The organism is Streptomyces sp. H27-H5, from assembly GCF_026627505.1.
Taxonomy (GTDB): Bacteria; Actinomycetota; Actinomycetes; order Streptomycetales; family Streptomycetaceae; genus Streptomyces.
The window spans coordinates 1-25,358 of sequence record NZ_JAPNLK010000006.1 but is presented as its reverse complement, the minus strand read 5'-3'; the positions used below and the strand labels follow the sequence as shown (position 1 = coordinate 25,358).

Annotated in this window: 22 protein-coding genes; 9 read left to right on the top strand and 13 right to left on the bottom strand. The window is 73.8% G+C overall.

What is annotated here, in order from left to right; all coding sequences use genetic code 11:
• Positions 1-183 precede the first annotated feature (183 nt).
• A complete protein-coding gene (locus OTB19_RS03960) occupies positions 184-1,503 on the top strand; it encodes an MFS transporter (protein WP_267796633.1) in 1,320 nt (439 codons plus the stop codon).
• 28 nt (positions 1,504-1,531) lie between these two features.
• Here OTB19_RS03960 and OTB19_RS03955 read toward each other — a convergent pair whose 3' ends face one another.
• From OTB19_RS03955 to uvrB, 4 genes are all read right to left on the bottom strand, one after another.
• Positions 1,532-2,515 (bottom strand): TerC/Alx family metal homeostasis membrane protein, encoded by a 984-nt coding sequence (locus OTB19_RS03955; RefSeq protein ID WP_267796511.1) that lies wholly within the window; start codon positions 2,513-2,515, stop codon positions 1,532-1,534.
• A gap of 276 nt (positions 2,516-2,791) precedes the next feature.
• The gene (locus OTB19_RS03950) at positions 2,792-4,756 is read right to left on the bottom strand and encodes a TerD family protein (RefSeq protein ID WP_267796510.1); all 1,965 of its coding nucleotides are present in this window, start codon (positions 4,754-4,756) and stop codon (positions 2,792-2,794) included.
• A gap of 50 nt (positions 4,757-4,806) precedes the next feature.
• Entirely contained in the window at positions 4,807-5,385 is a 579-nt protein-coding gene (locus tag OTB19_RS03945; protein ID WP_053681568.1) for a TerD family protein, read from the bottom strand.
• A gap of 90 nt (positions 5,386-5,475) precedes the next feature.
• Complete coding sequence (gene uvrB, locus OTB19_RS03940; protein ID WP_267796509.1) at positions 5,476-7,623, bottom strand: excinuclease ABC subunit UvrB; 2,148 nt, start codon at positions 7,621-7,623, stop codon at positions 5,476-5,478.
• A 221-nt stretch (positions 7,624-7,844) separates the two neighbouring features.
• Between uvrB and OTB19_RS03935 the strand changes: the two genes are divergently transcribed.
• From OTB19_RS03935 to OTB19_RS03925, 3 genes are all read left to right on the top strand, one after another.
• Positions 7,845-8,753: a glycerophosphodiester phosphodiesterase gene (locus tag OTB19_RS03935; protein ID WP_267796508.1), complete on the top strand. Its 909-nt coding sequence runs from the start codon at positions 7,845-7,847 to the stop codon at positions 8,751-8,753.
• A 56-nt stretch (positions 8,754-8,809) separates the two neighbouring features.
• Entirely contained in the window at positions 8,810-9,373 is a 564-nt protein-coding gene (locus OTB19_RS03930) for a methylated-DNA--[protein]-cysteine S-methyltransferase (RefSeq protein ID WP_267796507.1), read from the top strand.
• 242 nt (positions 9,374-9,615) lie between these two features.
• Positions 9,616-10,923 carry an MFS transporter gene (locus OTB19_RS03925; protein ID WP_420716787.1) on the top strand — a complete coding sequence of 436 codons (1,308 nt, stop codon included), beginning with the start codon at positions 9,616-9,618 and terminating at the stop codon, positions 10,921-10,923.
• A gap of 40 nt (positions 10,924-10,963) precedes the next feature.
• On the opposite strand, the gene OTB19_RS03920 is transcribed toward OTB19_RS03925, so the two are convergent.
• On the bottom strand, positions 10,964-11,341 hold the full coding sequence (locus tag OTB19_RS03920; protein ID WP_267796505.1) for a cupin domain-containing protein: 378 nt from the start codon (positions 11,339-11,341) through the stop codon (positions 10,964-10,966).
• Between the two features lie 296 nt (positions 11,342-11,637).
• On the opposite strand from OTB19_RS03920, the gene OTB19_RS03915 reads away from it, so the two are divergent.
• Together OTB19_RS03915 and OTB19_RS03910 are read left to right on the top strand one after the other, a co-directional pair.
• A complete protein-coding gene (locus OTB19_RS03915; protein WP_267796504.1) occupies positions 11,638-12,612 on the top strand; it encodes a pseudouridine-5'-phosphate glycosidase in 975 nt (324 codons plus the stop codon).
• Positions 12,609-13,667, top strand: coding sequence for a carbohydrate kinase family protein (locus tag OTB19_RS03910; protein ID WP_267796503.1), 1,059 nt, complete (start codon positions 12,609-12,611; stop codon positions 13,665-13,667). Before OTB19_RS03915 ends, OTB19_RS03910 begins: the two co-directional genes overlap by 4 nt.
• Before the next feature lie 83 nt (positions 13,668-13,750).
• Here OTB19_RS03910 and OTB19_RS03905 read toward each other — a convergent pair whose 3' ends face one another.
• Together OTB19_RS03905 and OTB19_RS03900 are read right to left on the bottom strand one after the other, a co-directional pair.
• Positions 13,751-14,413 (bottom strand): hypothetical protein, encoded by a 663-nt coding sequence (locus OTB19_RS03905; protein ID WP_267796502.1) that lies wholly within the window; start codon positions 14,411-14,413, stop codon positions 13,751-13,753.
• Between the two features lie 167 nt (positions 14,414-14,580).
• Entirely contained in the window at positions 14,581-15,225 is a 645-nt protein-coding gene (locus OTB19_RS03900) for a uridine kinase (protein ID WP_267796501.1), read from the bottom strand.
• Between the two features lie 93 nt (positions 15,226-15,318).
• Here OTB19_RS03900 and OTB19_RS03895 point away from each other — a divergent pair, with 93 nt between their 5' ends.
• Positions 15,319-16,764, top strand: coding sequence for a WGR domain-containing protein (locus OTB19_RS03895; RefSeq protein ID WP_267796500.1), 1,446 nt, complete (start codon positions 15,319-15,321; stop codon positions 16,762-16,764).
• Between the two features lie 52 nt (positions 16,765-16,816).
• On the opposite strand, the gene OTB19_RS43365 is transcribed toward OTB19_RS03895, so the two are convergent.
• Positions 16,817-17,185 carry a cupin domain-containing protein gene (locus tag OTB19_RS43365; protein WP_324289481.1) on the bottom strand — a complete coding sequence of 123 codons (369 nt, stop codon included), beginning with the start codon at positions 17,183-17,185 and terminating at the stop codon, positions 16,817-16,819.
• Positions 17,186-17,323: 138 nt separating this feature from the next.
• On the opposite strand from OTB19_RS43365, the gene OTB19_RS03885 reads away from it, so the two are divergent.
• Positions 17,324-18,004 carry a DUF2293 domain-containing protein gene (locus OTB19_RS03885; protein WP_267796499.1) on the top strand — a complete coding sequence of 227 codons (681 nt, stop codon included), beginning with the start codon at positions 17,324-17,326 and terminating at the stop codon, positions 18,002-18,004.
• On the opposite strand, the gene OTB19_RS03880 is transcribed toward OTB19_RS03885, so the two are convergent.
• Positions 18,001-18,702: a chaplin gene (locus OTB19_RS03880; RefSeq protein ID WP_324289480.1), complete on the bottom strand. Its 702-nt coding sequence runs from the start codon at positions 18,700-18,702 to the stop codon at positions 18,001-18,003. The genes OTB19_RS03885 and OTB19_RS03880 overlap by 4 nt on opposite strands.
• A 163-nt stretch (positions 18,703-18,865) precedes the next feature.
• Between OTB19_RS03880 and OTB19_RS03875 the strand changes: the two genes are divergently transcribed.
• Positions 18,866-19,420, top strand: a complete 555-nt coding sequence (locus OTB19_RS03875; protein ID WP_267796497.1) for an HAD domain-containing protein — start codon at positions 18,866-18,868, stop codon at positions 19,418-19,420.
• Positions 19,421-19,715: 295 nt separating this feature from the next.
• Here the strand turns inward: OTB19_RS03875 and OTB19_RS03870 are convergent, their stop codons facing one another.
• The 4 genes from OTB19_RS03870 to OTB19_RS03855 form a co-directional block, all read right to left on the bottom strand.
• Complete coding sequence (locus tag OTB19_RS03870) at positions 19,716-20,921, bottom strand: SWIM zinc finger family protein (RefSeq protein WP_267796496.1); 1,206 nt, start codon at positions 20,919-20,921, stop codon at positions 19,716-19,718.
• A complete protein-coding gene (locus OTB19_RS03865; RefSeq protein WP_267796495.1) occupies positions 20,918-23,764 on the bottom strand; it encodes a DEAD/DEAH box helicase in 2,847 nt (948 codons plus the stop codon). Before OTB19_RS03865 ends, OTB19_RS03870 begins: the two co-directional genes overlap by 4 nt.
• A 150-nt stretch (positions 23,765-23,914) precedes the next feature.
• Positions 23,915-24,586 (bottom strand): hypothetical protein, encoded by a 672-nt coding sequence (locus tag OTB19_RS03860; RefSeq protein WP_267796494.1) that lies wholly within the window; start codon positions 24,584-24,586, stop codon positions 23,915-23,917.
• A gap of 207 nt (positions 24,587-24,793) precedes the next feature.
• Positions 24,794-25,135: a hypothetical protein gene (locus tag OTB19_RS03855; RefSeq protein WP_267796493.1), complete on the bottom strand. Its 342-nt coding sequence runs from the start codon at positions 25,133-25,135 to the stop codon at positions 24,794-24,796.
• Positions 25,136-25,358: the final 223 nt, after the last annotated feature.

Genomic DNA, 25,358 nt, shown 5'->3' with positions numbered 1-25,358 from the left:
GGTGGCGGTTCGCCGACCGCCGGCCGCCGTCCGACGGCCGGTCGGAGCCCCGTCAACGCCGTGAAGGGGTGCACTCCTTCCGGTCGATGACGACCGAACGCACGTCCCGAGGGTGTGGGGCGGGGTAGTTCCCGCACCATGCGACAAGACCCCTCCCCCGTCCCCTCCTCGGCACCTCCCTCGATGCTGCGGCTCGCCTCGGCCTCCCTCGCCGGCACCGCCATCGAGTTCTACGACTTCTTCGTGTACGGCACGGCCGCGGCCCTGGTGCTCGGCCCGCTGTTCTTCCCGTCCCTCTCGCCGCTCGCCGGGACCCTCGCCGCCTTCGGCACCTTCGGCATCGGCTTCCTGGCCCGCCCCCTCGGTTCGGCCGTCTTCGGCCACATCGGCGACCGGTACGGCCGCCGCCCCGTCCTGCTGGGCTCCCTGCTGCTGACCGGCCTCGCCACGGTGGCGGTCGGCTGTGTGCCCTCGTACGCGTCCATCGGCATCGCCGCCCCGCTCCTGCTGCTCCTGCTGCGCTTCCTCCAGGGACTCGGGCTCGGCGGCGAGTGGGGCGGCGCCGTGCTGTTGACGGCCGAGCACGCGCCCGAGCACCGGCGCGGGCTGTGGGCGAGCTTCCCGCAGGCCGGCCCGGCCGTGGGCTTCCTGCTGGCCAACGGTCTGATGCTGACCCTGTCCGCGACCCTGACCGACGCGCAGTTCACCGCCTGGGGCTGGCGGGTCCCGTTCTGGGCCGCCGCGGTGCCCGCGCTGGCCGGGCTGTGGTTGCGGCACTCGGTCGAGGAGACCCCGCAGTTCCGCGCGCTCGCCGAGACGGGCCGCCGCGCGCGCAGCCCGCTCGGCGAGGTGGTGCGGGGCCACTGGCGGCTGCTCCTGCTGACCGGCGGGGCGCTGGCGATCGGTTACGCCGTCTTCTACGCGGTCACCACCTGGTCCCTGGCGTACGCCACCGAGCACCTGCGGGTGGACCGTACGGTCATGCTGGCCTGCGTGATGGCGGCGGTCGCCCTGAAGGGTCTGGCGACCCCGCTGGTGGCGCTGTGCGGCGACCGGTGGGGGCGCCGCCCGCTGTGCCTGGCCGGTTGCGCGCTCTGCGCGGTGTGGATGTTCCCCTTCGTCGCGCTGCTGCGGACTGCGGATCCACTGCTGATGACCCTGGGCTGCGTGGTGGCGCTGCTGGGCATGGTGACGATGTTCGCCGTGGTGGGCGCGTACCTGCCCGAGCTGTACGCCCCGCGGATCCGCTGCACGGGGGCGGCCGTCGGCTACAACCTGGGCGGGGTGCTGGGCGGGGCGCTGACCCCGATCGTGGCGACCGCGCTGGCGGACGGTTCCGGGCCGCCCTGGGGGGTCGCGGTGTACCTGACCGTGATCGCCCTGGTCAGCCTGGGCTGCTTCGCGCTGCTGCCGGAGACGAACCCGACGGTGCTCGGCGAGCGGGCCTCGAAGGCGGCCGGGGGCACGCGAACGGGGGCGGCCGAAGCGGCCGCCCCCGTGTGAGTCGAAGGACTCCCGACCCCGACAGGGCCTAGGCGTCGATGGTCTTGGAGTCGGCGGCGGCCTCGGCCGCCGCCTGCTTCTTCGAGGCGATCAGGCTGGTGATGGTGGTGATCACCAGCACGCCGCAGATGACGCCCAGGGAGACCGGGATGGAGATCTGCGGGACGTGCAGTCCGGACTCGTGCAGGGCGTGCAGCACCAGCTTGATGCCGATGAAGCCGAGGATGACGGACAGGCCGTAGCTGAGGTGGACCAGCTTCTTGAGCAGGCCGCCGATGAGGAAGTACAGCTGGCGCAGACCCATCAGGGCGAAGGCGTTGGCGGTGAAGACGATGTACGGGTCCTGGGTGAGGCCGAAGATCGCGGGGATCGAGTCCAGGGCGAACAGCACGTCGGTGGTGCCGATGGCGAGCATGACGACCATCAGCGGGGTCATGATGCGCTTGCCGTTGTTCCGGATGAAGAGCTTCGTGCCGTGGTAGCGGTCGGCGACGCCGAACTTCTTCTCGATGGTCTTGAGGAGGCGGTTCTCCTCGAACTCCTCTTCCTCGTCGTTCCCACGCGCCTCCTGGATGAGCTTCCAGGCGGTGTAGATCAGGAACGCGCCGAAGATGTAGAAGACCCAGGAGAAGTTGGTGATGATCGCGGCGCCGGCGGCGATGAAGATCGCGCGGAGCACCAGGGCGATCAGTACGCCGATCAGCAGGACGCGCTGCTGGAGCTGGGAAGGCACCGCGAACTTCGCCATGATCAGGACGAAGACGAAGAGGTTGTCGACGCTCAGCGACTTCTCGGTGATGAAGCCGGCGAAGAACTCCTGGGACGCCTGGCCGTTGCCGAAGTACAGCAGGCCGAGGCCGAAGAGGCCGGCGAGCGCGATCCAGACGACCGTCCAGATGCCCGCTTCCTTCATGGATACGTCATGGGGCTTGCGGCCGATGAAGAAATCGGCGCCGATCAGGATGCTCAGACCGAGAATGGTCAGCAACCACATGTTGAATGAAACGTCCACTGTCTACACGCCTCCGGCGGGATGGCTCAGCACTTCGTCAGCGTCATCGCTGCCGGAGGTCTCTTCCACCCGGATGGCCTGGAGGCCTCGGGCCGGCGCCCCGGGACCGATCGCGGTCCGTATTGACGGGTACGCCGTAGCAGGTAGCAGGAATACTCCCCTCCGCGTGCACCACAGTACCCGGCGAACCGAGGAAAGGTAAAGGGAGTACCAAGAAAAGGTCAGTGGCAGGTCACACATCCGTCATGGAACGGTTCGCGCGACCTGCCGTCCGACTCACGGGCGGGCGCTGCGCCGGACCTCCGATATGCGGTTCAGTGCCTGGTCGAGGACCCGGCTGCCCTGCGGGGGCAGGTCCGGGGTGAAGGTCCAGGCGTGATGGACCCAGGGGTCGGCCAGGTGGTTGTCGGGGATCGGCGACAGTCGCATCAGCGAGCGCCACAGGGGGTCGAGCAGCGGCCCGTACGCGGAGGCCTCGTCACGGTCGGCGACCATCAGCAGGTGCACGCCGACCGCTGGACCCTCGTCGGCGAGGTAGCGCAGCTGGGTGACGGAACGGTCGTCGAAGCCGTGCGGGAAGTCGTGGACGATCAGGAGCTGCTCGGCCGTGTCCACGTCCGGCGGCAGGTCCTCGGGGGCGCCGGCCCGCAGCGCCATCTGTACGAGATCGACCCGCCGGGTCAGCTGCGCGAGGGTCTGGGTCACCCCGGCGGCACCGGAGGCCGGCGGGCCGGCCAGCACCCCGGAGCGGACGAGCGGGGCCAGCGAGGCGGCGCCCGCCCCGGCGGCGTCGATGACGTGGACGGAGTACTTGTCGCCGGGGTGGACGGCGAGCAGCCGGACGGCGTGCGCGACGGCCATGTCCATGGCGGCCCGGCGCAGCCGGTCGGTGTCCATGGCCATGGCGGCCTCGGAGCCGGTGCGGCCGTTGTCGATCCACAGGCCGCGCTCCAGCGGCACCCGCATGAGCATCGGGATGCGCAGCTCGGGCCGTTCGGGCAGCGACAGGTCGCCCAGGCGCAGCGCGAGCGGATTCTCCTGGGGGGTGCCGGGGGCGTGCCAGACGGGGTTGTCCCAGCGGGCGTACGCGGCCGGCAGCGCGGGTTCGACGACTTCGGACTCGGCGACCAGCTGGGCCAGGTCCCGGTCGAGCACGGCGCGGGCCTGGGCGACGAGTTCCTCGCGCCGTGCCCGGGCGGTGGCGCGGGCGCCGTCGCCGGAGCCGCCGAGGCGGTGGCGCGGGTCGGAGAGCGCCTCGTCGAGTTCCCGGTCCATGCGGGAGTCGGCGAACTCGACGGCGCTGCGGTAGGCGGCGACCGTGCGGGCCATGTCCTCGAACATGCCCCAGACCTGGTTGTAGAGCCGCTCGTCCATGGACCAGCCACTGGCGTCGCCGGCGACGGGGCGCGGAGGTCGGCCCGGCTCGTCCGGTTCGGCCGCACGCGGCGCCGGCTCGGGCGCCTCGGTGCTGGTCCGGCGGCGGCGCGGGTGGGCGTAGCTGATGGTCGGCGGACCGCCCGCGGTGTCGCCGGCCGATCCCGCGCCCGCGAGGGGCACGTCGGAGACCGGGATCGGGTCCGGGGGCTCGGGGGCCTGCGGGGCCCCGGTCGCGGGCGGCGCGTCCAGCGGGGCGCGCAGGCCGCGCGGGACGGTGGGGACCGGCCCGGTCGGCATGGCCGCGAGGGTGATGTCCCCCGTGGCCACGAGTCCCGTGGCCACGGCGGCCAGCTCGGCGGCGGCCGGCGCGGGCAGCCCGGCGTCGACCAGCAGGGCGCTCAGCCCGCCGGCGTACCCCTGGCCCACGGCCCGGACCTTCCAGGCGCCCTGGCGCCGGTACAGCTCCAGGGCGACCACGGCGGTCTCGGACTCCAGGCCCGTCAGGGTGTACCCGGCGAGCTCGGCGCCCTGTGGTTCGGCGACGGCGACGTACGAGGCCGGCACCGCGCCGAAGCGCGCCGGGCCGCCGGGCGGCAGCACGAGCACCACCCGGAGCCGGTGGACGGCTTCGTCGACGGCGTCGAGGTCGACGGCGAAGCGGTGCCCGCCCGCGACCGTGTCCGGCACCTCCAGGCCCGGCAGGGCCCGGGCGCCGGGGTGGGCCAGCGCCGCGGGTCCGGCCAACCGGCCCTCGTCGTCACCGGTCGAGACCAGGGCCAGTACCGGCGTGCCCGCCGAGACCCTGATCTCCACCCTGCTCTTGGACAGGGGGTGGTTCTGCCCCCGGACCAGTTCGGCCGTCATCGTGCAGCCCTCCCCCGTGCCTTCTTCTCTTTGCTCTTGTCCGGTGCTGCTTACAGGTGCGGCAGGATCGACGGCATGAGGTCCTGGAAGGTCCGACCGTTGGCCGGGTTTCCGAGGGCCGTCATCTGCCAGCCGGCGCCCACGCGGGACACCTTCGCCATGATCTGCGCGGTGTAGGCGCCGCCGCCGTCGAGGGTGTAGCGGGCCAGTTCCTGGCCGTTGGTCTCGTCGACGATGCGGCAGAAGGCGTTCTGCACCTCCTGGAACGTCTGCCCGGTGAAGGAGTTCACCGTGAAGACGATCTGGTCGATGTGCACCGGCACGCGCTGGAGGTCGACGAGGATCGCCTCGTCGTCCCCGCCCTGGCCGACGCCGCCGACCAGGTTGTCACCGGTGTGGCGGACCGAACCGTCGTCGCTCTGCAGGTGCCGGAAGAACACGACGTCCACCGGCTGCTTGTCGGCGAACAGCACCGCCGACGCGTCCAGGTCGATCTCCCGGGTCCGCGACCCGAACAGCCCCCGACGCTTCGCCGCCTGCCAGCCGAGCCCCATCCGGACCGCGGTCAGCGTGCCTCCGTCCGCCTTCTGCAGACTGATGGCCTGACCCTTGGTCATGTTGACCGTCACGTGATGTCCCCTCTCCATGGCCCGCCCCGATGTCGGCGGGTCGCAGCGTGTACCTGCGGCTGTCGCCCAACCCTACTGACAGCCCCCACCTCAGGCGAGGCCCGCTTCCCTCATCTGTCGAAGCTCCTTCTTCAGCTCGCCCACCTCGTCGCGGATCCGGGCCGCGACCTCGAACTGGAGCTCCGCCGCCGCCCCCCGCATCCGTTCGGTCATCTGCTCGATCAGCGCGGCCAGTTCGGCGGCCGGGCGGTCCGTGGGAGTGGCCGCGGCCTTGGCCCCCTTCGCTCCCTTTCCACCCGCCTTGCCCCCGGCGGCCTTCCCGCCGAGCGCGGGCACCGGGGCCTTGGCCCCCTTGCCCTCCTTCGCCTGCCGGTAGCCGGTCCCGAGCAGTTCCTCGGTGTCCAGCTCCTCGCGGGCGATCGTGGCGACGATGTCGTTGATCTTCTTGCGGAGCGGCTGCGGGTCGATCCCGTTCGCCGTGTTGTAGGCGATCTGCTTCTCGCGGCGCCGGTTCGTCTCGTCGATGGCCTTCTCCATGGCCGGCGTCATCTTGTCCGCGTACATGTGGACCTGGCCGGAGACGTTGCGCGCCGCGCGGCCGATGGTCTGGATCAGGGAGGTCCCGGAGCGCAGGAAGCCCTCCTTGTCCGCGTCGAGGATGGCCACCAGCGAGACCTCGGGCAGGTCGAGGCCCTCGCGCAGCAGGTTGATGCCGACCAGGACGTCGTACTCGCCGGCCCGCAGCTCGCGCAGCAGCTCGATGCGGCGCAGGGTGTCCACGTCGCTGTGCAGGTAGCGGACCTGGATGCCGAGCTCCAGGAAGTAGTCCGTGAGGTCCTCGGACATCTTCTTGGTGAGCGTCGTGACCAGGACGCGCTCGTCCTTCTCCACCCGCTGGCGGATCTCGTGCACCAGGTCGTCGATCTGGCCCTCGGTGGGCTTGACGACGACCTCGGGGTCGATGAGGCCGGTGGGGCGGATGATCTGCTCGACGAAGCCGTCGCCGCGGGAGAGCTCGTACTTGCCGGGGGTGGCGGACAGGTAGACGGTCTGGCCGATCCGTTCCTGGAACTCCTCCCACTTCAGCGGCCGGTTGTCCAGGGCGGACGGCAGCCGGAAGCCGTGGTCGACCAGGGTCCGCTTGCGGGAGGCGTCGCCCTCGTACATCGCGCCGATCTGCGGCACCGTGACGTGCGACTCGTCGATGACGAGCAGGAAGTCCTCGGGGAAGTAGTCGATGAGGGTGTTCGGGGCGGAGCCGCGCTCGCGGTCGTCCATGTGCAGCGAGTAGTTCTCGATGCCGGAGCAGGACCCGATCTGGCGCATCATCTCCAGGTCGTAGGTGGTGCGCATGCGCAGCCGCTGGGCCTCCAGCATCTTGCCCTGCTTCTCCAGCTCGGCCAGCCGATCGGTCAGCTCGGCCTCGATGCCGGCGACGGCCTTCTCCATGCGCTCGGGGCCGGCGACGTAGTGGCTGGCGGGGAAGACGTACAGCTCGCGGTCCTCGCTGATGACCTGGCCGGTCAGCGGGTGCAGGGTGGACAGCGCCTCGATCTCGTCGCCGAACATCTCGATGCGGACGGCCAGTTCCTCGTAGACCGGGAAGATCTCGATGGTGTCGCCGCGTACCCGGAAGGTGCCGCGGGTGAAGGCCACGTCGTTGCGCGTGTACTGGATGTCGACGAAGCGGCGCAGCAGCTGGTCCCGGTCGAACTCCTCGCCGACCTTCAGCGAGACCATCCGGTCCACGTACTCCTGCGGGGTGCCGAGGCCGTAGATGCAGGACACGGAGGCGACGACGATCACGTCGCGCCGGGTCAGCAGCGAGTTGGTCGCGGAGTGGCGCAGCCGCTCCACCTCCTCGTTGATCGAGGAGTCCTTCTCGATGTAGGTGTCCGACTGGGGTACGTAGGCCTCGGGCTGGTAGTAGTCGTAGTACGAGACGAAGTACTCGACGGCGTTGTTCGGCAGGAGCTCGCGGAACTCGTTCGCCAGCTGGGCGGCGAGGGTCTTGTTCGGCGCCATCACCAGCGTCGGCCGCTGGAGCTTCTCGATCATCCAGGCCGTGGTCGCCGATTTGCCGGTGCCGGTCGCACCCAGCAGTACGACGTCCTTCTCACCTGCACGGATGCGCTTCTCCAGCTCGGCGATGGCCGCCGGCTGGTCGCCGCTGGGCTGGTAGGGGCTGACGACCTCGAAAGGCGCCACCGTGCGTTCGATCTTCGATACGGGCCGCATGCCTCAACCGTACGACCCCCCACTGACACTCACGCCCGGCACGGCCTCCGGGGGTCCGGCGGGTCTGCTCCATTCTGGTCCGTTTGTCGTAGTTCGGTGGCGGCCCCGTGATCTTCAACCGCATGATGATCGCGAAACTCCGTGAAGTGCATCGCCGCAACGTCTGCCGCTCCGCGCCCGTTTGAGGCAGGAGCAGGGCTCACGACCCGAGGAGAACGCACATGTACGTCGTCCGACCAGCCGCCGTGGCCGCCGCAGTCCTGGGCCTCACCCTCTCCGTGCTGGGCACGGCCACCTCGGCCACCGCGTCCGGTCCCGCCTCGGGGTCCGGCACGGTCGCGTCCTCCCCTCCGGTGGTCTACGCCCACCGGGGGGCCTCGGCGTACGCCCCGGAGAACACGCTGGCCTCGATCGACCTCGCGATGCGGATGGGCATCGACTGGGTCGAGAACGACGTCCAGCGCACGAAGGACGGCGTCCTGGTCGTGATCCACGACGACAACCTGGCCCGCACCACCGACGTCGAGCAGGTGTTCCCCGACCGCAAGCCCTGGCTGGTCAAGGACTTCACCGCGGACGAGATCGCCCTGCTGGACGCGGGCAGCTGGTTCGGCAAGGACAAGCAGTACGCGGGCGCCACGGTGCCGACCCTGCGGGAGTACCTCGCCCGGGTGCGGCGCAACCAGCAGAAGCTGCTGCTGGAGATCAAGCGGCCGGAGATCTACCCGGGGATCGAGCGGGAGACCCTGAACCTGCTGGACGCCACCGGCTGGCTCGACAGGAACCGCGTGGACCGGCGGCTGGTGGTGCAGAGCTTCAGCGCCGACTCCATCCGGATCGTGCACGACCTGCGGCCCGACCTCGTGACGGCCTTCCTGGGCACGCCCACCGTGGCCGAGCTGCCGCGCTACGCCGCCTTCACCGACCGGATCAACCCCTGGCACACCACCCTGTCGGCGGACTGGGTGGCGGCCGTGCACGCCCTGCGCGGCCCCCACGGCAAGGCCATGGAGGTGGACACCTGGACCGTGGACAACGCGGCGACGGCGCGGAAGGTCCAGGAGATGGGCGTGGACGGGATCATCACCAACACGCCCGACGTCGTCCGCAGGGCGGTGGGCTGGTACTGAGCCCCGGCCGGGGCGAACCCGTCGTCGTTGTCCGCGGGGCGCCGTACCGTGGACGGGTGGACAGCTCCGAGCGGCCCCGCGGGCCGCACCTCGAATGGACGGTCGTCAGCGGCGACATCGGCCCCCTGCTCCTGGCGGCGACCCCCGAGGGGCTGGTCCGGGTCGAGTTCCACGCCGGCCCGGACCGCGTCGAGAAGATGATCGGCGCGTTGGTCTCCCGGCTCGGCGCCGACGCCTGGCGGCCGGCGCCCGGCGAGGAGGTCCTGCTCGCCGAGCCCGTGCGCCAGCTGAACGCCTACTTCGCCGGTTCGCTGCGGCGCTTCGAGCTGCCGCTCGACTGGCGGCTGAGCTCCGGCTTCAACCGTCAGGTGCTCCGGGAGCTGGACCGCTCGGTGCCCTACGGGTCGGTCGTCGGGTACGGGGAACTCGCCGCGCGGGTCGGGCAGCCGGGCGCGGCCCAGGCCGTGGGCAACGCCATGGGCTCGAATCCCCTGCCGCTGGTGGTGGCCTGCCACCGGGTGGTGGAGAACGACGGCGGGATCGGCGGGTTCGGCGGCGGGGTGGAGACCAAGCGCCTGCTGCTCGCCCTGGAGGGCGTGCTTCCGCAGCCGCTGTTCTGAGACCCCTGTTCCGAGACCCGTTCCGGACCCGCTGCGAAGCCACTGCGAGGCGGGTCCGACGCACGGGCCCGGCGCCCGTCGTGGGCGCGCCCCGCCGCTCGCGGGTGCGCGGGGCGCGCGACCGTGCGGCCCCGATACCCGGTTCCACCTGGCGGTACGGGGTGGCACACTGCCGCGGTGAACACTCCCGCCGCCGCACCCGGCTCCCCGTCCTCCGTACGCCTGCCGCGGCCTCCGAGGGGGTGTGCACAGTGACGGCCTCCCCCGGCACCGAACGCACCGCGCCCCCGGTCGTGGCAGCGGATCTCCCCCGGTTGCAGCGGCGCACCTCCGCCGTGCTGATCGCCGCTCAGATGCTGGGCGGGCTGGGCGTGCCCATCAGCATCGCCCTGGCCCCGGTCCTCGCCACCGAGGTCAGCGGCACCGAGGCCATGTCGGGATTCGCGTCCACCGCGTCCGTGATCGGCACCGCGCTGCTCTCGCTGCCGCTCGCCGCCCTGATGACCGCGCGCGGGCGCCGCCCCGGTCTGGTCCTGGCCTACGCGATCGGAGCCGCCGGCGCGGCCCTCGTCGTCCTGGCCGCCACGATCAGGAACTTCCCACTCCTGCTGGTGGGCATGGCCGCCTTCGGCGCCGCGTCCTCCGCCAACCTCCAGGCCCGGTTCGCCGCCGCCGACCTCGCGGCGCCCGACCGCCGCGCGCGGGCGATCTCCGTGGTCGTGTGGGCGTCCACCATCGGCGCGGTGCTCGGCCCGAACCTCTCCGCACCGGCCAGTCACAGCTTCGCCGGCACCTCCATACCCGAGACGGCGGGCCCCTTCGTGTGGGCCGGCGCCGTCTTCGTCCTCACCGGCACGCTGATCGGCGTCCTCCTGCGACCCGATCCGCTGCTGACGGCCCGGGCGCTGGCCGCGCCCGGGGAGCAGACCCGGGCCGGGCGCTCGCTGCGCGCCGGTTTCACGGCCGTCCGGGAGTCGCCGCGCGCCAGGCTCGCCCTGCTGACCGTCGCGGTGTCGCACACCACCATGGTCTCGATCATGGTCATGACCCCGGTGGACCTCGGTCACCACGGCGCCGACCTGGAGCTCGTCGGTCTGGTGATCAGCGGTCACATCGCGGGCATGTTCGCCTTCTCCCCCGTCATGGGATGGCTCGCCGACCGGATCGGCCGGCTGTCCGTGATCGGGCTCGCGGCCGGGCTGCTGTCGGTCGCCGCGCTGCTCGCCGGTACCGCCGGACCGAGTCACGCGCAGTCCGCGCTCGGCCTGTTCCTGCTCGGTCTCGGCTGGTCCGCGGGGATGGTCTCGGGCTCGGCCCTGCTGACCGACTCCGTACCGCAGCCCGCGCGGGCCGCCGTCCAGGGGTTGAGCGACCTCACGATGAACGCGGCCGCCGGTCTGGGCGGGGCCGCGGCCGGCCTGGTCATGGCCCGGGCGGGATACGGGTGGCTCAACGCGATCGGCGCCGCGCTGTTGCTGCCGATGGCCGCCCTGGCCCTCTTCACCGCGCGCCGGCACCCGGTGCCCGCGCAGGCCGACGCGGGCGCGTAGCCGTCCGCGGGGCCGTCCGGCCGGCGACAGGTCCGGTTGCCTAGTAGCTGATGTGGTAGGCCTTGCGCAGCGTCTCGTGGACGGTCCAGGTGGTCTTGTCGCCCTCCCGGAGCACGCAGGCGGAGCCGGGGCCCACCTCCAGCGTGTCGCCGCCCTCGACCTCGATGGTGGCGCGGCCGCCGACCACCACGAACAGTTCGTCGGCCTCGGTGTCCGTGACCACGCCGGGGGTGATCTGCCAGATCCCCCGGATCTGCGAGCCGTCCTCGGCCTCCCACAGCACCTTGCCCGTGACGACGGGCGTGCCGGAGACGATCTGGGCCGGGTCGAGCTCCTCCACCTCCAGTTCGGCGTCGGGGAAGTCCGTCACGGAGACGGCGAAGGAGGCGGGGGCTGCGCTGTGATCACGGGTGCTCATGGCGCGCCAGCCTAATCGGGTGGTCCCCCGCCTAGGGGCGACCAGAGCGTCCAGCGCGGACGCGCCGGACGAGGCATCCTGTCCACCCCTTGGGGCCCGGTGTCCGCCGGGTTTCGGCCAGGGCGGCGGGTGCGCGACGGTGGCGGCGGCGTGGGCGTCCGGGTCGTGGACCTCGTCCCGCGCGGGCGTGGTCCGGGGTGGGGCGGGCGGTGCGCCGGGCGCGGTACTCGGACAGGTTCGCGCGGGAGCGGCGGGAGCGCGTTTGGGGGCGCGAATCCGGTGCCATGGATGGGTGCATGCCACAGCACAGAGCATCCGCGCCCCTGTCCGCGTCCGCCGTCCCGGCCTCGGCGCCCTCCTCGGTACCCGTCCTTTCGGAGGAGGTGCGCGAGGCGCTGGCCGCCGGGAGGCCCGTCGTCGCCCTGGAGTCGACGATCATCGCGCACGGCCTGCCGCGCCCCCGCAATCTGGCGGTGGGCACCGAGTTGGAGGCCCTGGTCCGCTCCGAGGGGGCGGTTCCGGCGACGATCGCCGTGGTGGACGGAGTGGCGTACGCGGGCCTCGACAAGGGGCAACTGGAGCGGATCGCCGGGGGCGAGGACGTGCGCAAGCTCGGCCACCGGGATCTGGCGCCCGCCCTCGCGACGGGCGCGACCGGGGCGACGACGGTCTCCGCGACGGCCTTCCTGGCGGCGCGGGCCGGTCTGCGCGTCTTCGCCACGGGCGGGCTGGGCGGGGTGCACCGGGAGTTCGCCCACACCCAGGACGAGTCGGCGGACCTGTCGCTGCTCGCGCGCACCCGGATCACGGTGGTCTGCGCGGGGGTGAAGTCGATCCTGGACGTGCCCGCCACGCTGCAACGGCTGGAGACCCTGGGGGTCGGGGTGCTCGGGTACGGGACGGACCGCTTCCCCGGCTTCTACCTGTCCAGTTCCGGCGAGCCGGTGGACTGGACCGTGCACCGGCCCGAGGAGGTGGCGGCGGTGATGGCGGCTCAGGACGCGCTCGGCGGGCCGGAGTCCGCGCTGCTGGTCGCCCATCCGGTGGCGGAGGCGGAGCAGCTGGATCCGGAGCTGCACGACCGGGTGCTGGCGGAGGCACTGGACGCGTGCCGGGAGCGGGGCATCACGGGGCAGGCGGTGACCCCGTTCCTCCTGGGGTTCCTGGTACGGGCAACCGGCGGCGCGTCGTTGGAGGCGAACCTGGCGGCGGTGCGGGGCAACGTCCGGCTCGGGGCCCGGATCGCGGGGGCTTGGGCGGCCCGGGCATGACCGGGCGGGGGGTGACCGGAGCGGGATCGACGGAGACGGGCGCGACCGGCTCGGGCACGAGCGGGCCGGACGCGAACGGGCCGGGCACGAGCGGGCCGGACACGACAACGGACGCGACGACGACGGCCCCGCGGGAGCCGGCCGCGCGTGGGGCGGGGGGCGCGCCGGGTGCGCTGCTGGTCGTCGGGGACGTGGTGACGGACGTGGTCGCGGTGCACACCGTACCGCTCGCGCCGGCCACCGACACGGTCGCCCGTATCCGTACCCAGCCCGGCGGGGCGGGCGGCAACGCCGCCTGCTGGGCGGCGCACGAGGGTGCCCCGGAGGTACGGATCCTGGCGCGGGTGGGCACCGAGTCGGCGCGCTGGCACGAGCGGGCGCTGGTGGACGCGGGGGTTCGCCCCAAGCTGGTCGTCGACCGGGCGGAGCCGACCGGGACGGTGGTGGCGCTGGTCGGCAAGGACGCGGAGCGGACCTTCCTGACCGACAGCGGGGCGTCCCTGCGGCTGTGCCCGGCCGACTGGGCGCCGGCGCTGCTGGACGGGGCCGCGCACCTGCACCTGTCGGGGTACCTGTTCTTCGCGGACAGCAGCCGGGAGTTGGCGAGGGTGGCGCTGAGGGCGGCCCGGACCCGGGGGGTGCCGGTGAGCGTGGACCCGGCCTCGGCGGGGTTCCTGGCCACGCTGGGCCCGGAGCGCTTCCTGACGGCGGTGGCGGGGGCCTGCGTACTGCTGCCGAACGAGGACGAGGCCCGGCTGTTGGCGGGGCTCCCGGAGCCGGCCGGGGTGGCCCGGGCGGCGGTGGCGCTGAGCCGCCGGGTGCCGCTGGTGGTGGTCACCCGGGGCGCGGCCGGGGCGCTGATCGCCGAGGGCGGGCACATCACGGCCGAGGTCGACGCCGAGGCCGTCGCGGCGGTGGACTCCACGGGTGCGGGGGACGCGTTCACCGGTGGCTTCCTGGCGGCCCGGCTGGCGGGCGCGACCCCGGTGGAGGCGGCCCGCGCGGGGTGCCGGGCGGCCGCGGTGGCGGTCACCCGGATGGGCGGACGTCCGTAGGGCCGCCCTCACCCGCACCGCCCGGCCGGGACCGGTGTCGAGGGACCCGGGGCGGGTCGATCAGGGCCGCCCCGGGGGCGGGTTCACGGGGTGAACACCTGGTCCAGGGTGTCGATCGCGCCCTTGCCGCCGAGGTGGTAGCGGAACACCAGGCCCTGGTTCGGGTGGGCGACGAGCCACGCGATGAGGGCGTCGAGGGTGATCGGCTTGTTCTCCGTGCTCTCGACGATCGGGGTGACGGCCGTGATCTTCGCATCGTCCTGGATCGGGATGAACGTCTCCTTGCCGACCGTCTCGAAGGGGGCGCCGTCGGAGTCGGGGGCGCCGCAGCCCCAGTTGCCGTGCTTGACGATCAGGCTGTGGAAGCCGCCCTCGGGCGTGTAGCGGTTGACGGCGATCTCGTCGGGCGAGATCGGCATCTTGTGGTCGCAGCTGGGCGCGGGCGACTTGGGCTTGCCCGCCGGGGTCGCCTTGGCGGTGGCGGGTGCGGTCGGCTTCGAGGACGCGGCGGACGCCGACGGTCCCGCACCTTGGGGAGGGGTCGGTGTCGCGGTCGGGGTGGCGACCGCGGTCGGGGGGGCGCTCGGACCGGCGGTGCTCGCGCCGGGCGTCGTGCCCGCGGCGTCGGCGCCGTCGTCGCCGTTGCAGGCGGTGAGGGTCAGGGCCGCGCACAGGGCGAGCGTCGTGAGCGTCCACCCCCGCCGCGACCGTCTCGGTCCCTCGATCGTCTCGCCGCGTCCACCCATTGCCGTCTCCCTCTGCCAAGGCGCCACCCGGCGGTCGCCGTCGAAGCGTGGCGACAACGTAGCCCGCCGCCGTCGGCCACGACGACGCCCGATTCCCGTTCGTCACCGACCGGGAATCGCGCTGTTGCCGATCCCGGACGTCCGTGACCGGGTGGATGCCCGCGGGGTCAGTCCGCGAGTCCCGTCCAGGCCGGGTGACGGGGGTCGTCGGCCCGGACGACGGCGTCAGCCGCGGCCGCCGGGTCGGTCTCGGCCTCGTAGCGGGCGAAGGCGGGCAGGGTCCAGCGCGCGGACTCCTCGGTCCGGCGGGCGAGGGCTCCCGGGGAGAGGCGGATGTGCACGCCGAGGTCGAAGGGGAACCAGTGGCCGAACAGCAGCGGTCCGTGCACGATCAGCACGCCGCCCGCGGGGAGTTCGACGTAGGGGCTGCGGGTGGCCCGGTCGGTCGCCGGGTCCCAGAGGTCGGGCAGTACCCGTCCGGTGCCGCCGGGGTCGGTGGGGCCGAACACCTCGCGCCAGAGGGCGGCCGTGTCGTACCAGCCGCCGAGGTAGGCGTCCACGTCCTGCCGGCCGAACTCGAAGCGGAGGGAGGCCGGACGCAGGAACCCGTCGGCCGGGACCGTCAGTACGGGCCTGCCCCGCCCGCGCAGTTCCTCGGCGAGCCGGTCCGCGAGCACGTCCGTTCCGGCGGCGGGCGCGCCGTCGATGCCCACCCGCTGCCAGGGTCCCCGGTCGGGGCCCTCGGACCGGTCCTCCAGACGACCGGCGAGCCGCTCGGCCATCCGCTGCCATGTGATCGCTTCCAGCTGCACGTGGCCATTGTCAGTGGCGGGTCCTAACTTTTTCCACGAGGGATCACCGGCGCGAAACGGAGTCGTCGGCCCGACCGCGGGGAGGGGTCTGTCATGGCCGGCGAGACGACGTACATGGAGCTGTCGCAGGACGACGGCGGGGCGCACAAGTTCTACGAGGTGACGGTGGACGGCACGTCCGTCACCGTGCGGTACGGGCGCATCGGCGCGGAGGGCCAGGTGCAGAACTCCTCCTTCCCGACGGTGGAGAAGGCGCGCGCGGCCGCCGCGAAGAAGGTCGGGGAGAAGGTGCGCAAGGGCTACGCCCCGGCCGTTCGCGGTGCCCGCGCGGCGCGGTCGGTGACCCGCAGGCAGGTGACCTCGGCCCCGTCGACGGCGCGCGCGGTGGCTCCCGTGCTGTGGCGTTTCCGCACGGGCTCCTCGGCGTTCGGGATCCACGTGGACGAGGACCGCTGCTGGGTCGGCAACCAGGCGGGTGACGTCTACACGCTGAGCCACGGCGGCGAGGTGCTGGCCCGGTACTCGCTGCCGGACGGGGTGAAGTGCCTGGTGGCGGACGAGTTCTGGATCTACGCGGGCTGTGACGACGGCACGGTGTACGACCTGTCGTCGAAGGTGCCGTTCGGGGCGTACGACATCGCCGCGGACGTGGACATCTTCTGGCTCGACATCCGCGAGGGCGTGCTGAACGTGTCCGACCGCAGCGGCGGCCTGACCGTCATCGACCACGAGGACGAGTTCCAGTGGTCGCGGCGCTCGTCGGGGTCCAACGCCTGGATGGTGCGGGCCGACGAGCGGGCGGTGTACCACGGCCACAGCAAGGGCGTGACGGCCTACGCCCCGGACGGCGGGCGGGAGTTGTGGCACACGGCGACGGACGGTTCGGTGCTGTTCGGGTGGCAGGAGGACTCCGCCGTGTACGCGGGGACCGGGCGCAACACGGTGCAGCGGCTGTCGAAGGCGACGGGCGCGGTGGAGGCCTCGTACCGGTGTGACGCGGCCGTGTACTCGTGCGCGACGTCGCCGGACGGGCGGCACGTGTTCGCGGGCGACCTCTCCTCCTCCGTGTACTGCTTCGACGCGGACGGCCGGCGGCTGTGGAAGCTGGGCACGGGCAGTGGGTCGGCGCTGTCGATGCAGTACCTCGACGGGCGGCTGTACCTGGTCACCACGGACGGTTCGCTGGTGTGCGTGGACGCGAGCGAGCAGGCGATCACGGCCGCGCAGCAGGGTTCGGTGCCGACGGCGATGGACGTCAAGTCGGCCGCCGCGCTGCCCGTGTTCACGCCGGCCGCGTCAGCCTCGGCGGTGGCGACGGTCTCGGTGGCCGCGGCGCCGGCGGGCGGTGTGGTGGTGGAGTGCGTCCAGCAGGGCGGACGGACGCGGGTGCACGTGGTGTCCGACGGCTTCGAGCCCGGCTGGAACGTGCAGTTCCCCCGCGGGATCCGGGAGGCCGGCGCCCGCTACGTGGTGGAGGGGCTGCACGCGGCGTCCGGCGGCTTCTACCGGGTGCGCGGGGAGATACGCCGACTCGTCTGAGCCGGCCGCGGCCCGCGGGGCGCGCCGTGTCCGACCGGCCGGTGTCGCGGACTCAGCGGGCGTGCCCCGGGCACGGGCACGGCGTCGCGCCGAACGGGGCGGGCGTGGCCACGGACCAACGGGCGTCCTCGGCGAGGGCGCAGGTCACGTGGAGCACGACCGGTTCGCTGCCCAGGTTGCGGCCGAGGTGGACGTGGTCGCTGCCCGAGGGTTCGACGAAGGTGGCTCCCACCGGGTGCGTCTCGACGGATCCGTCGTCCAGGATCCGGGTCAGCGTTCCGGAGGCGACCACCGCCATCAGCGGCACGTCGTGGTAGTGCCATCCCGTGCACTGCCCGGGCTCGATCACGATCTCCCGGCCCGTGAGGTCCGGTCCCCCGCTCGCCCCCGGCCGTCGCGCCGTCGCCTGACGTCCGCCCATCGTTCCTCCTCCACGGGCCACCGCGGCCCGGCCGCCTCACGGTAGGAGGAGATCACGACGTCGAGGAAGATCCGATGAAAGGACAACAACCCTGCTCTACAAGGTGATATAAGGACCGCCGCGCGGTATCACTCCGTCATGAGTCTTGTCGTGTTCGAGTCGCACAAGCGGATCCACTGCGCCGAGTGCCGGCAGGGCCCGCTCCGGCTCCTCGTCCGCGAGGCGGGAGTGCCCCGCTGCCTGGACTGCGTCGACCTCGGCCATCTGGTCTACCTGCCGCGCGGCGACGCGGCGCTCACCCGACGTGCGCGGGAGGCCAGTTCACTCTCCGCCGTCGTGGTGCGCCGGCACAAACGCCGCCATCGCTACGAACGCCAGGGCCTGTTGGTCGAGGAGGCCGCCCTGGCCCGCGCCGAGCGCGCCTGCCTCGCGGACGCCGAGGTGCGGGCCCGCCGCAGGGACCGCGACCGGCTGCGGCGCGCGGCCGAGGACGTCCGCTTCACGGCGGCCTTCACCGCCGAGATCCGGCGGCTGTTCCCCGGCTGCCCGGAGGAACGCGCGCGGGTCATCGCGGCGCACGCCTCGCTGCGCGGCAGTGGCCGCGTGGGCCGGACCGCCGCAGGCCGGGCCCTGGACGAACCGGCGGTGTCCATGGCGGTGCGGGCGGCCGTGCGGCACCTCGACACCGAGTACGACGCCCTGCTCATGGCGGGAGTGCCGCGGTTCGCCGCCCGGGCCCGGCTGGCGGAGCGGATCGACGCGATCCTGGACGGATGGCGGGCGGCGTCCGGGGAGCCGGTCCGGGCCGAGACGGCCTAGACGGAACCCTGCGTACGGAAGCGGCGGTACAGCAGCGCTCCGCCGAGCAGCAGCGCGCCACTGCCGGGGATCAGGTAGCCGAGGCCGTCGGACCCGGTGTGGGCGAGGGCTTCGGTGTGCCGGGGCGGCGTCTGCGGGGTATGCGGCGCCGGCGGCTTCACCTGCGTGACGGGCGCCGGCGGGATGACGGGCGGCGTGACGACGACGGGCGGCTGGACCGGCTTGCCACCGCTGGGCTTGCCGCCGTTGACGGAGATGTTGCCGCTGGAGGGGTTGCCGATTCCGACCACGTTCACGGAGTTGCCGCTGACGTTCAGCGGGAGGTCCACGGGGAGCTGGATGCCGTTGCCGGACAGCAGGCCGGGAGAACCCGTCGTCTGTCCGTCGGCCACCGATCCGCCGCCGTTGGCCGTACCGGCCTTCGTGGAGGACGAGGAGTGGCCCTGCCCCGAGGCGCCCGAGCCGGAGCGGACGCCGCCGCCCTGGGAGGCGTTCGTGCAGCGGTTGCCGGTGGCGGAGTTGAGGAGCCCGACCACGCTGACGGTGTTCCCGCACACGTTCACCGGTGTGTTCACCGGCAGTTGCACCAGGTTCCCGGCGAGCAGGCCCGGGGAGCCTGCGGCTCTGCCGCCCGCGTCCGCATCGGCGTAGGCGAGGCCACCCACCCCCGCGACCGCCAGTCCACCTCCCGCAACCACCGCCGTGATCAAGCCATTGCGACGACTGTGACGCATCAGTTTTCCCGCCTTCCGGAGGAGTCCGCGGGCGAGACGCCCGCACCGGAAACAACGCCGTAACCCCAATCGGGTTATAGCGCCGATGGGCATTTCACCCCATCGTGTACGGGGTAATGCCTATCTCATGATGAACAGCCCGCTGCTTCTCCTTGATGTGGACGGCCCGCTCAACCCCTTCCGGTCGCGGCTCGCCGGGCTGCGCGGGTACGACAGCCACCGGATGCGTCCCGAGATCTGGATGTCCCGCCGCGCCCCGGATTCGCGCAGCGCACGGCGCGGGCTCCGGGTCCGCCTGCACCCCGCCCACGGTGCCCGATTGCTGGCCCTGCCCTACGAACTCGCCTGGGCGACCACCTGGATGCACCAGGCCAACACGATGATCGCCCCGCGCATCGGGCTGCCCGGCGATCTCCCGGTGATCGAGTGGCCGGAGCTGTTCGCCCACGATCCCGACGGCCTTTCCTGGAAGACCCGCCCGCTCCTCGCCTGGGCCGCCGGCCGCCCGTTCGCCTGGGTCGACGACATGATCAACCCGCGGGACCGGGCCTGGGTCGCCGCCCATCACCCCGCCCCGGCCCTGTTGTTGCGCGTCCATCCGCGCCACGGGCTCCGCGACCGCGACTTCGCCGCGCTCACCCACTGGGCGACCCACCTCGACCGACCCGACACCCCGGCCTGACGGCCCCGCGCGGACCGACGCCCCGACCGGACGCCCCACGCCGCGCCGCGACGGCCCGGCCTGACGGCCCCGCATCGCGATCCGACGTCATGGACCGATGCCCCGTACCGACGCCCCGGCGTCGCGGCCGGACGTCGTCGAGCCACGCCGGCGGGCGGACGCGTCCGACGACGCCGTCGCCGAAGCCCTGGCGGACGCCGAGGAAGGGTCGACGGACACCGCGGGACGGCGCCCGGGGCCGCATGCTCCGCACGGCGGCACCGGTCCGCCCGGCGGCACCGGTCCGTCGGGGCGCTCAGCGCTGCAGGGCCGTCACCGGGTCCGTGGACGGGCGGCCGGAGGGCCACCAGTCGGCGTCGTCGAGGCGGGACTCGTACGGGTACCAGAGGCCCTCGCGGCCGAGCCGGAGCTGACGGGTCCCGGCGGTGAGGCGGTTGCGGTCGGGGCGGTACAGGCCACGGCCCGCGGCGAGCAGGGCGGGGCGCGCCCGGTCGAAGGGGCCCGCCGGCGGATCCCAGGGTTCGTCGAGGACGGACAGGCCCGGCAGACCCCCCTGGCGCCAGGCGGCCGCGCCCCGGGCAAGGTCGGTGGTGGTCCGGCCGGTGGCGCGGGCCAGGTCCCGGTAGAGGGTGCGGGCGACGCCGGTCAGGCCGGCCGTCGGGTGCGCGGAGGCCAGCCGGACGGCGTCCTGCCACAGGGTGAGGCCGGCGATCGGGTCCTCGCCGGTCGCCAGCAGCGCGAGGGCGCGGGCGCCCGCGTCCGTCGCGAGCTGGTCCAGTGCGAGCGGGTCGGGCGCGGCGGGGTCGGCCGGGTAGGCGGGCGGCAGCCCGGGGGCGGCCGGGGCGCGCATCGGCGCCGGCAGCGGGGGCGGCGCGGTGCGGGCCACCGCCGCGCGGGCGGGGACCCCGGGGAAGTCGGCGGTGGCGTCGGGCTGTTCGTGGGCGGCGTGGGCGGCGTTGCGCCGGGTCAGCTCCTCCAGCAGTTCCCGCTCCCCGCGTCCGCGCAGGAGCAGCAGCACGAACGGGTCCTCGTCCAGCAGTCGGGCCGCCCGGTAGCAGAGGGCCGCCGCGTGCTTGCACGGCGGCCGCCCCACGTCGGGGCAGGAGCAGCGCGCGAGCAGTTCGGCCGGGCCCGGCAGGACCGTCTCCGCGAGGGACTCCGGAACCTCCCGTTCCAGCAGGGCCGCGAGCGCCGCGGGGTCGGCGGCGACCGTCTCCAGGACCTCTCCCCATTCGGCGTCCGCGAAGGCCGGCAGCGCCAGTTCGGTGCGGTACGGGCGGGCCCTGCTCCCCCGGACGTACGCCACGATCCGACCCGGGGTGATCGTCACCGCGTCGACGTGGCCCTCGGCGGCATAGGCGTGCCCCCGGGCCAGGCGGGCCGCGTCGGGGGCGCGCTCCTCCAGCGCGACCACCCAGGCCCGACCCCACCAGGTGGTCGCCTCCAGTCCGGGGGGCACGGTCTCGAACGTGCGCCGACGATCGTCCCGCGCGGTGATCATTCGGGCCTCCGCAGGGACACCAGGTCGGCCAGTTCGCGGTCGGACAGCTCGGTCAGCGCCGACTCGCCGGAGCCCAGCACGGCGTCGGCCAGGGCCCGCTTCGCCTCCAGCATCTCGGCGATCCGGTCCTCGACGGTGCCCTCCGCGATGATCCGGTGCACCTGTACGGGCTGGGTCTGGCCGATGCGGTAGGCGCGGTCGGTGGCCTGTTCCTCCACGGCGGGGTTCCACCAGCGGTCGAAGTGGACGACGTGACCGGCGCGCGTGAGGTTCAGGCCGGTGCCCGCCGCCTTCAGCGACAGCAGGAACACCGGCACCTCGCCCGCCTGGAACCGGTCCACGAGTTCCTCGCGGCGCGCCACCGGCGTCCCGCCGTGCAGCAGTTGGTGCGCGATGCCGCGGTTCGCCAGGTGCCGCTCGATGATGCGGGCCATCGTCACGTACTGCGTGAAGATCAACACCGAGCCGCCCTCGGCCAGGATCGTGTCCAGCAACTCGTCCAGCAGCGCGAGCTTGCCCGACCGGTGCGGGATCCGGGGCGACTCTTCCTTGAGGTACTGCGCGGGGTGGTTGCAGATCTGCTTGAGCGAGGCCAACAACTTCATGATCATTCCGCGTCGTTCGATGCCCTCGCTCGTCTCGATCACGGCCATCGCCTCGTCCACCGCGGCCTGGTAGAGGGAGGCCTGCTCCCGGGTGAGCGACACCGGGTGGTCGGTCTCGGTCTTCGGCGGGAGTTCGGGCGCGATGCCGGGGTCGGACTTCTTGCGCCGCAGCAGGAAGGGCCGTACCAGCGCGGCCAGTCGGGCGACCGCCTCGTCGTTGCCGCCGTCCTCCTCCTGCTGGTGCTCCACCGGGCGGGCGTGGCGCGCCCGGAAGGTGGTGAGCGGGCCCAGCAGCCCGGGCGTGGTCCAGTCGAGGAGCGCCCACAGCTCGGAGAGGTTGTTCTCCACCGGGGTGCCCGTCAGCGCCACCCGGGCGGGCGCGGGGATGGTGCGCAGGGCCTTCGCCGTCGCCGAATGCGGGTTCTTCACGTGCTGGGCCTCGTCCGCGACGACCATGCCCCAGCGCTGCTCGGCCAGGCGGGGGGCGCCGGCGCGCATCGTCCCGTACGTGGTGAGCACGAACCCGCCCGCCTCGTCCAGCCCTTCGAGGCTGCGGCCGACGCCGTGGAACCGGCGGACCGGGGTGCCGGGGGCGAACCGCTCGATCTCCCGCTGCCAGTTGCCCAGCAGCGAGGCCGGGCAGACGACCAGCGTCGGCTCGGCCCGGTCCCGGTGCAGGTGCAGCGCGATCAGCGTCACCGTCTTGCCGAGGCCCATGTCGTCGGCCAGGCAGCCGCCGAGACCGAGCGAGGTCATCAGGTCCAGCCAGGCCAGACCGCGCGCCTGGTAGTCGCGCAGGGTGGCCTTCAACGCGGCGGGTTGCGGCAACGGCGCGAGTTCGCCGGTGAGCCGCTCCCGCAGCGCGGCTAGCGCGCCCACCGGGACCGCCTCCACCGGCTCGCCCTCGACCTCGGTCGTCCCCGTCAGCACGGCGGCCAACGCGTCCACCGGGTCCAGCAGGCCCAACTCCCGCTTGCGGGCCTTGCGCACCAGCTCGGGATCCACCCGCACCCACTGGTCGCGCAGCCGCACCACGGGCCGGTGCGCCTGCGCGAGCGCGTCCATCTCCCCCGGGGTGAGCCGGTCGCCGCCGAGGGCGAGTTCCCATGAGAAGGCGAAGAGCTGTCCGGCGTCGAAGAAGGCCGTGCCGTCGGTGGCGGAGCCGGGTGCGGTGGACCGCACGACGGCGGTCGCGGACAACGTACGGGCCAACTCGCGCGGCCAGTGGACCAGCACCCCGGCGCTCGCCAACCGGGTCGCGGCGGCGCCGAGCAGGTCCTCCAGATCCGGATCCGACAGGGCCAGGGCGTCGGGCACGGGCTGGTCCAGCAGGCGCAGCAGCGGTGGCCACACCCGGGCGGCCCGGCGCAGGGCGAGCACGGCGTCGATCCGCGCCCGCGGACCGAACCCGGCGGCGGCCGTGCCGGCCCAGAGCGCGCCCGCGTCGGCGACGAGCGTCGGGTCCGCGAGGCTGTGGACCTGGACCACGGCGGCCCCGGCGCGCCGCACGTCCTCGGGCTCGGCCTCGTCGAACAGCCGGAAGGAGGACAGGTCGAGCCGCAGCGAGATCCCCACCCCGGTGTCGGCGCCGGCCGCGACCTGGGTGGCCCACTCCCGTATGCCGGGGACCCGCTGGGGCTCCGACGCGGCGAACGGACGCCCGGCGGCCACCGGGGCGGCCGGGGTGCGGGGCAGGCCGTCGGCCACGGCGTCCAGGAACGCCCGGACCAGGGCCTCCGGTTCGGGGAGCGTCACCGGGCGGCGGCCGGCGAGCGGGGCGGCGTACGCCTCGTAAGGCAGGGCGGCCGCGACCGCGCGCAGGTACCCGACGTCCTCGGCGTCGAGCGGGCCGGCCCGCCAGGCGTCGACGCCCTCGGGGGTCACCCCGGGCAGCAACCGGCCGCGCGCGACCAGGCTGAGCGCGTGGGTGGCGGCGGTGGCCCAGGCCCGCGTGGCGGGGGCGCAGGCCACGCCGAGGTCGCGGGACGCGCGGACCAGCAGGGGCAGCGCGTCGACGACGGGCAGGGCCACGGCCGGGACGGTCCGGGCGCGCACCCCGCTGCCGTGCGGGCGGACGACGCTCAGCGGCTGCGTGGTCCCGACCTCGGGGAGGGGGGCGCCGTCGGGAGCCCAGAAGGCGAGCCGGCCCCGGCGGGGGACGGCGTCGGGGAGGAACACGGCGGCGTGCCGCAACAGCGGGACGAGGGGGTCCGCCGGCGGCGGCGGTGGCGGCGTCACGGTGGGTCCTCCCTTCCCGTTGGTCGGCGGTCGCGTCTGCCGTCGAGTCTAGGTGGGGCCACTGACAGCGCCGCTGCCCCGGCCGGGCGGGGTCCGCAGGCCCGCGCGGGGCAGCCGGCGGCCCGGGCCGGGGCGGGGCGGGTGCCCGCCTCAGCGGGACCAGCGGGACCGCTCCGTGGCAAATCCGTACACCGGGCGGTTCGGGTGGGCGCTCGTGCGCCAGGGGCTCCCCCCGTCGTCCAGGCGCAGGGTGCCCGAGCCCGCGGGGCCGGTCCAGCGCAGGTCGAGGTACCAGTCGCAGTCGCAGCCGGTGGTGGCCGTCTCCACCCGCAGCACGACCGGTTCCGCCGCCGAGACCCGCATGGGGAACGCCGGCGCGGGGATCGCCTCCCCGGCGTCGTTGCCCGCGACGGGCCGGGCCAGCGGCCTCGGGGCGTCCAGGTTGACGGCGAACGTGGCCGGGGTCAGTCCCCCGCCGCAGCCCTGGGACATCTGGTAGACGTTCCAGGCGGGCGGGGTGCGGCGGGCGGCCACCCGGACCTCCATGCCCTGGAGGACCACGGCCCCCTCCCCCGTGCCGTGCAGGGTGACCTCGACGATCTGGCTCCCGGCGTGCACGGCCTGCCGGTCCCGCGCCCAGGCGGCGGCGTCCGCCTCCACCGGGGGCGGGGGCACGGCCGCCGGTTCCCGGGGGGAGAGGTAGGCGTGGTCGCAGCCGGCGGCCCACACGTGGGACCGTACCGCCGCCCGCAGCGGCGCCGCCGGATCGGCCGGCGCCCTGCCGCCCGCCGGGGGTGCCTGCGCGGAGGGGGGCCGCGGCACGGGGTCGCCCGTCGGGTCCGAGGGCGGGCCCGCCCCCGCCCCGGACGCCGAGGGCGGGGCGGACGGGGACGGGGTCGGGGTCGACCCCCCGGAGGCGTTCGAGGAAGAGGAAGAGGGCGAGGGCCGGGTCGACGGCAAGGCCGCGGAGGCGCCGGCCCTAGTGCAGCGCGTTGCAGGTCCTTTTCCGGTTGGGCGGGTTGGGTGCGGTCACGCCTCGTGGTCGGCGAGGTGGACGATGGCGGCGGTGTCGAAGGCGTCGTTGGGGTGGCCGATGTCGGTGCCGGTGTGCAGGAGGGCCGCGGTGTAGGAGTCGGTGGCGGCTGAGTAGAGAGCGAAGGCCCACTCCTCGTCGTCGCCGAGGTACTCGATGCGGCACAGCGGGATGTGCTCGTCCTGCCCGTCGTGCTCGATGATCGCGGCCAGGTATCCGAACGAGCCGCGCCAGCACACATCAACCTCGGCCAGGGCGGGCCAGCGGCCCAGTTGCGCGGCGTAGTGGTCGACGGTGCCGTCGACGTCGTCCTTGAGTCTCCTTGGGGGAACCGGCATGACGCCAGTGTGGCGCACGGCCGGCCCCGGGGCGGGGGTTCGGGGCCCGCCGTCCGGGAGCGCGGGCGGAGCGGGGCAGTATTCGTCCTGACGCGCCGCCACATCCTTTGCCCGGGAGCATGTATGGCCCACCCTGCTGCTGCACCGTTGCCGTTGTCCCGCAAGCAGGAGCGCAAGGTGCGCACGATCGTGGCCGGTGCGCTGAGCGGGCAGGCGGTGGTGC

What these genes read in the sequence shown, in the direction of transcription:
- OTB19_RS03960 (WP_267796633.1), top strand. Translation starts at nt 184, where the DNA reads ATGCTGCGGCTCGCCTCGGCCTCCCTCGCCGGCACCGCCATCGAGTTC.
- OTB19_RS43365 (WP_324289481.1), bottom strand. Translation starts at nt 17,185, where the DNA reads ATGGGCGGACGTCAGGCGACGGCGCGACGGCCGGGGGCGAGCGGGGGA.
- OTB19_RS03915 (WP_267796504.1), top strand. Translation starts at nt 11,638, where the DNA reads ATGCCACAGCACAGAGCATCCGCGCCCCTGTCCGCGTCCGCCGTCCCG.
- OTB19_RS03910 (WP_267796503.1), top strand. Translation starts at nt 12,609, where the DNA reads ATGACCGGGCGGGGGGTGACCGGAGCGGGATCGACGGAGACGGGCGCG.
- OTB19_RS03905 (WP_267796502.1), bottom strand. Translation starts at nt 14,413, where the DNA reads ATGGGTGGACGCGGCGAGACGATCGAGGGACCGAGACGGTCGCGGCGG.
- uvrB (WP_267796509.1), bottom strand. Translation starts at nt 7,623, where the DNA reads ATGCGGCCCGTATCGAAGATCGAACGCACGGTGGCGCCTTTCGAGGTC.
- OTB19_RS03920 (WP_267796505.1), bottom strand. Translation starts at nt 11,341, where the DNA reads ATGAGCACCCGTGATCACAGCGCAGCCCCCGCCTCCTTCGCCGTCTCC.
- OTB19_RS03870 (WP_267796496.1), bottom strand. Translation starts at nt 20,921, where the DNA reads ATGATCACCGCGCGGGACGATCGTCGGCGCACGTTCGAGACCGTGCCC.
- OTB19_RS03950 (WP_267796510.1), bottom strand. Translation starts at nt 4,756, where the DNA reads ATGACGGCCGAACTGGTCCGGGGGCAGAACCACCCCCTGTCCAAGAGC.
- OTB19_RS03895 (WP_267796500.1), top strand. Translation starts at nt 15,319, where the DNA reads ATGGCCGGCGAGACGACGTACATGGAGCTGTCGCAGGACGACGGCGGG.
- OTB19_RS03935 (WP_267796508.1), top strand. Translation starts at nt 7,845, where the DNA reads ATGTACGTCGTCCGACCAGCCGCCGTGGCCGCCGCAGTCCTGGGCCTC.
- OTB19_RS03875 (WP_267796497.1), top strand. Translation starts at nt 18,866, where the DNA reads ATGATGAACAGCCCGCTGCTTCTCCTTGATGTGGACGGCCCGCTCAAC.
- OTB19_RS03855 (WP_267796493.1), bottom strand. Translation starts at nt 25,135, where the DNA reads ATGCCGGTTCCCCCAAGGAGACTCAAGGACGACGTCGACGGCACCGTC.
- OTB19_RS03885 (WP_267796499.1), top strand. Translation starts at nt 17,324, where the DNA reads ATGAGTCTTGTCGTGTTCGAGTCGCACAAGCGGATCCACTGCGCCGAG.